At 30.3% G+C, this 5,780-nt stretch carries 5 protein-coding genes; 3 read left to right on the top strand and 2 right to left on the bottom strand.

The annotated features are described in order from the left end of the window. The first annotated feature begins 283 nt into the window (after positions 1–283). The 3 genes from B3J44_RS14490 to B3J44_RS14480 all read left to right on the top strand — a co-directional run bounded on the left by B3J44_RS14490 (position 284) and on the right by B3J44_RS14480 (position 4,467). Positions 284–3,046: a DEAD/DEAH box helicase family protein gene (locus tag B3J44_RS14490; protein WP_286969193.1), complete on the top strand. Its 2,763-nt coding sequence runs from the start codon at positions 284–286 to the stop codon at positions 3,044–3,046. Between the two features lie 189 nt (positions 3,047–3,235). Further along, a complete protein-coding gene (locus tag B3J44_RS14485; RefSeq protein WP_286969192.1) occupies positions 3,236–3,598 on the top strand; it encodes a MerR family transcriptional regulator in 363 nt (120 codons plus the stop codon). 161 nt (positions 3,599–3,759) lie between these two features. Then, entirely contained in the window at positions 3,760–4,467 is a 708-nt protein-coding gene (locus B3J44_RS14480; RefSeq protein WP_286969190.1) for a DUF6090 family protein, read from the top strand. A gap of 64 nt (positions 4,468–4,531) precedes the next feature. Here B3J44_RS14480 and B3J44_RS14475 read toward each other — a convergent pair whose 3' ends face one another. Next, entirely contained in the window at positions 4,532–4,945 is a 414-nt protein-coding gene (locus B3J44_RS14475) for a helix-turn-helix domain-containing protein (protein ID WP_286969189.1), read from the bottom strand. A 299-nt stretch (positions 4,946–5,244) separates the two neighbouring features. Further along, positions 5,245–5,679: an NUDIX domain-containing protein gene (locus B3J44_RS14470; RefSeq protein WP_198857835.1), complete on the bottom strand. Its 435-nt coding sequence runs from the start codon at positions 5,677–5,679 to the stop codon at positions 5,245–5,247. Positions 5,680–5,780 lie beyond the last annotated feature (101 nt).

Here is a 5,780-nt window from a genome sequence, read left to right as displayed (position 1 = left end):
AATAATGGAGTTTTTTATTACTGGAAAGTAATGCTATTTATTAATTATAGATTCTATCGAGTTCCTAAGTTCTTCCAAATTATTCTGCTTTATGATGTTTGTTTTAGGAAATAGAAAAGATTTTAATTATTTAATGTGTTTTACGAATATATTTAATGTATTATGTGTAAAGTAAGTGTTTTTTAAATTTATAAGAGTAAGAATTTTTTAGTGATTTGTAAGGTTTTTTACTTATGTTAGCAAATCGATAAAATTAAAAATCTAGTGATTAATTTATGCAAAGATGTTAGTTAATACAGGCAAACTTAAAATAAACGATACATTGGGCGAATATCCAAAAGAAGTAAAGTTTAAATATAATTGGAGAAAATACCAGCAAAGAGTACTAGATAATTTAGAAGAATATTTAAAAGATGGACATTTACATATTATAGCCCCTCCAGGTTCTGGTAAAACTATTTTAGGACTTGAAGTTGCTCTTCGTTTAAATAAACCGACTTTAATTCTCGCACCAACAATAGCAATTCGCAATCAATGGATTCAACGATTTTGTGAATTATTTCTTCAAACAGATCAGAGTCCAGACTGGATTTCGAGAGATATTCGGAACCCAAAATTTATGACTGTGGTAACATATCAAGGACTTCATGCGGCTTGTAATAATTTAAAAATTAAGGAAGAAGATTTTGATGAGGAAGAAGAAAGTGAGGAAAACGTAAATAGTAAAGAGGCAAATGCAAATCTTGATAAAATTGTAAATGGCTTAAATGCACAAAAGATTAAGACAATTGTAGTAGATGAGGCGCATCACTTAAAAAATGAGTGGTGGCAGACATTAACTAAAGTAAAAGAGAAAATTAATCCGGTAATTGTTGGGTTAACTGCAACACCGCCTTATGACGTTTCGCCTATTGAATGGCAGCGATATATTGAACTTAATGGGCTTGTAGATATGGAAATTTCGGTTCCAGAATTGGTAATCGAAGGAGATCTGTGTCCGCATCAAGATTATGTATATTTTACAATGCCAACCGAAAAAGAGCATCAGGATATTACTAATTTTAGGGATAATATAGAAATGCTTTTTCAGGAAATAAAAAATGAAGAAACCATTATTCAGGCAATTGAGACGCATCCTATTTGGAAAAATCCTGAGGAACATCTAGATTGGATTTATAATAATTTTGCTTATTATTCTGCCAGTTTAATATTTTTAAAAACAAACAATAAAGAAATTCCTGAAATTCATCTAGAAATTATTGGTGACAAAAAAATAATAATCCCTGTTTTGGATTATGAATGGACTGAAAAACTTTTGGAGTTTTATCTTTATAAGGAAGACGAGCATTTTAAAAAGTTTGAAGAACATCGAAAAAACCTTGAGAATAGATTAAGAAGATTTGGGGCAATAGAGAGACGACAGATAGACTTTTTATACAATAGAAAAGTAACAGGTCTTTTAACGTCAAGTATAAGTAAATTAAACGGCATTAAAGAGATTGTTGATTTTGAATACAAGCAGTTAGGGAAAGATTTACGTATGGTAATTCTTTCTGATTTCATCCGAAAAGAATACTATATTAATTCTTCCGAAAACAATCTTGAATTAAATAGACTGGGAGTTATTCCTATTTTTGAAAAACTAAGAAGAGAAAATATAGAGAATAAAAAAATTGGTGTATTGACCGGATCAATGATTATCATTCCAAGTAGTGTTTATAATGATTTTGAAGTTAGAGCAACAAAATGTGGTATTGCCAAAATAAATTCAAGCATTGTTCCCTTTGATCCAAATTATATTTTAATAAATTACACAGAACAGCTTACTCATTATATAGTTCATATTGTAACCCAAATTTTTCAAAGTGGCGGAATAGAAGTTTTGATCGGTACAAAATCATTACTTGGGGAAGGATGGGATGCTCCAGCAATTAACTCTTTAATATTGGCAAGTTTTGTTGGTTCTTTTGTTTTGTCAAATCAAATGCGTGGAAGAGCCATTAGAATTCAAAACGGAAACTCAAATAAAACAGGAAATATCTGGCATCTAGTTACTATCGATGAAACATCTCCATCTGGTGGCGATGATTTTGATTTGCTAAAAAGACGGTTTAAAAGTTTTGTCGGCGTTTCATTTCGCGAGCAGCCTGGAATTGAAAACGGAATTGGACGGTTAAATTTAGGAGAGAATATCTGCGAAAAAGGTGAGGCTGAGAAAATGAATATTGAAATGTTCAAGCATGCTGCTAGTAGAGAAAACTTAAAAGAAGTATGGAAAAAAGCACTTGAAACAGGAGTAACTCTTGTAGAAGAAATTAAAATTCCATTTTCTGAAGGAAAAGAGTATAAAGCAGTTAAATCAATGTATTTGAATAAAACGCTTGCCAATCTTTTGGCTACTTTAGGTTCTGGTTTAGCTGGTTTTGGTTTAGAAATAATACAAGAATTTTTAAAATCAGCTAGAAGAATCAGGAGTATGCGAGATCTTTATTTTTTTCTTACTTTTTTTGGAATAGTTGGGATGTTGTTTTTTGGAAGACAGACATTAAAAGCATTAAGGTTGTATTTTAAATATCGTGACATTTCCAAAGATATTAAACAAATTGGAGAAGCACTTTTAAATTCATTGATTAAGGCCAGAATTATTAAAACTAATTATTCTGAATTAGAAGTTATAGTTTCGGTAGATGACTGGGGAGGAGTGTATTGTCATTTGGATGGAGGGACTACTTTTGAGAAATCAATATTCATAAACTCTTTACAGGAAATTGTAAGTCCTATAGAAACCCCTCGTTATATAATAATCAGAAAAAATAGATTTTTGTTCTTTAAAGAGCAAAAAGACTATCACTCAGTTCCTGAAATTATAGGCAGAAATAAAAAATTAGCAGAGCATTTCAAAGAGCAATGGAAAGAACTTGTTGGAAGTTGCGATTTAATTTTTACCCGAACAATCGAAGGTAGAAAGTTGATTTTAAGTTCTAGGATACGATCTTTAGCTGCGCAGTTTGATGAAAAAACGCAAAGAATAAATAAATGGAAGTAAAAAAAGCTTAATTAGAAATAATTAAGTTGTATGTTGGTATTTTATCATATTCGGCCATGTTTCTGTTGCAGAAAATTGTTTCTTCTTATTTCTTGATGTTTTAAAGCTTTAAAAGTAGAAAGTTATTATATTTGCAACAATAAAGTATAGACTATACTCTACACTTTATTGTTTTAAAAAAATAAAACTATGCTTGTAAACGAATTATCAAAAAAAACAGGATTGTCGATCCATACGATAAGATATTATGAAAATTTAGGAATGATTAAGGGCTTAACTGATGAAAAAGTCAAATCTAATAATTACAAACATTACGATGCTAATACTATTGAGCGTCTAGAAATCATTATAGAAGCAAGAGAAGTCGGTTTTACTTTAGCAGAAATAAAAAAAATATTGATTAGCTGGTTTGAGACAACAGATTCGAAACCAGAAACACTAGAGCTCTTTCAAGCCAAAATAAAAGAGATAGATGATAAAATGAAATATTTTAAACAAACCAAAAGTCTTCTTGAAAAAGTATGCGAGAAAATAAAAAGTAATAATGATTGATTGCTAGATTACTAAAAAGGATATTTTTTTTGCGTAGGATCTGAGAAATTACTGGGCGATTTTACAAATAGTCTTATATTCGCTTTTGAATTTATAGAATTAAATATCGTACTAAAATAAACTACAAATAACAACTAGAGTCAAAATTAGAAAACTAAATTATGCAAGAAGAAATAACCAAACATTCAAACAAAATTTACAAAGCTGTCAAAAAACCAGAACACACATTGGGAGAGAAAGTAAAAGAGATCATTATAGAAATATTTATAATCGTTTTTGCTGTAACGCTTTCAATATGGCTTCACGGTTGGAGCGAGCATAGACACCAACAAAAAGAAGTATCTGTGTTTCTTGCTAATTTAAAGAATGATTTAAAGAATGATATAGAAAGTATCGACAGGGAAGTTAAAGCGTATGAAAAGACAAATAAAAGTTACGAAAAAATTTTAGCATTAACGACTTCTCAGCTTGACAGTATTTATAAAGCTAAAAGCAAAGTTGATTTTCCAATTCATTCACATGGGCAAACATTGACTGTAGGTAATTATGAAAGCTTTAAGTCAAGTGGTAAACTTGGCTACATTGAAGACGAAAAATTGAAACAGAAAATCTTAAACTATTACCAAATATTTGTACCAGCTGCTAACGAAGTTGATAAAATGTACACTGAATTTTTGTTTAAGTGTTTTGATAAAGAAATAGAAAATGCAGATAAACCAGAAAAAGAATTATATTCTGATCCAAAATATAAAAAGACACTTTCATATCTTGTTAAACTAGGTAAGAATAACATAAGGGTTTACAAAGAAAACACAAAACCGCTCGCAGTTGAGCTTATTAAAGAAATTGAAAAAGAGTTGGGTAAATAAAAAAGCTTAATCATAAAAAAAAAACTCCATTAGAAATAATGGAGTTTTTTTATGCTTTAAAAGGTTATTTGCCTTTTGCTATTTTTTCGAGATATTCAACTTTGTCTTTTTCGGCTTGAATTAAGCGTTCATAGAGTTTTTCTTTTTCTCCGTAAAGTTCTACAATTTTATCAATTGGGTTGAACGTGCAATTGTAATTAAGTCCGGCATTAACGATGTCATTATTGGTGTAAGTGTTTCCAATAACATTCAAAACTGCTTCATCGGAGAAATTTTCAATGGCCTCAGCCGAAACGCCTAAAGCTTCCGCAATAGAGTTTAGTCTTTCGCTATCAATAGTTTCCGTTCCTTCAAGAGTTGAAATATACTGCTGGCTCACACCAATGGCTATGGCAAGTGCCTCTTGCTTCATTCCTCTAAGCTCTCTAATTCGGCTTATGTTTCTTCCAATATGTTTGGTTTTTTGTATAGTGCTCATAATTCAAAGATAATAATTAAGTGAATAAACCAGAACTGTAAAAAACAGATTTTAAATGTATGTTACAGATTTTCTTGGGGAGCGGTAAACAAAAATACAATTTTTATGGTAAGAATTTTAAATTCTGTTCTCAGGCTTAATTTTAGGCAATCTTGTCATTTCGAGGAACGAGAAATCACACTAGAAATTCTGTAAAGTATGTCGCTAATCCTTGTCGATTTCCGAGTGAGATTTCTCGTTCCTCGAAATGACAAGATTGGCTTCAATTGCACTAAGAATAAAAAATGGAGAAAATATATTTATCTTATTTGATTACTGACTTTTTTCTTCAATTTCTCAAATGCAATTATATCCGCTTTTAAAACAAAAGGATTGTTTTCTGAATCAATATCAATCCATTCTAATTTTTCCAATCCCGGAATTTGAACATTTAAATCTTCAATATTTAGTATTTTGACAGTATAATAAATATTAAGAATCTGTTTATTGTCTTTTATACGAGATTCAATAAAGTCTTCCTGCGTATAATGATGATCTAAGATTTCGATTTTTAAATTTAATTCTTCTTCAAATTCACGATGAAGACATTCAATTGTTCCTTCTCCAAATTCAAGACCGCCTCCAGGTAATTTGCATATTTGTGTTCCTGCATATCTTTCGTGCAGTGCTAAAATTTTATTGTCGTTTATGCAAAAAGCATAAACCCTAACGTTAAATCCGATCAGTTCGCTCATAATTTTAAATTTTTTGATATCGAGAAATAATATTGAGAAGGCAAAAAAAAACTCCTTAATTTCTTAAGGAGTTTCTTGGTGGGCGATGAGGGGTTCGAACC

The sequence above is a fragment of the Flavobacterium sp. UBA4854 genome (assembly GCF_002399805.1).
Taxonomy (GTDB): domain Bacteria; phylum Bacteroidota; class Bacteroidia; order Flavobacteriales; family Flavobacteriaceae; genus Flavobacterium; species Flavobacterium ginsengisoli.
This window is presented reverse-complemented; position numbering and strand designations above follow the sequence as displayed.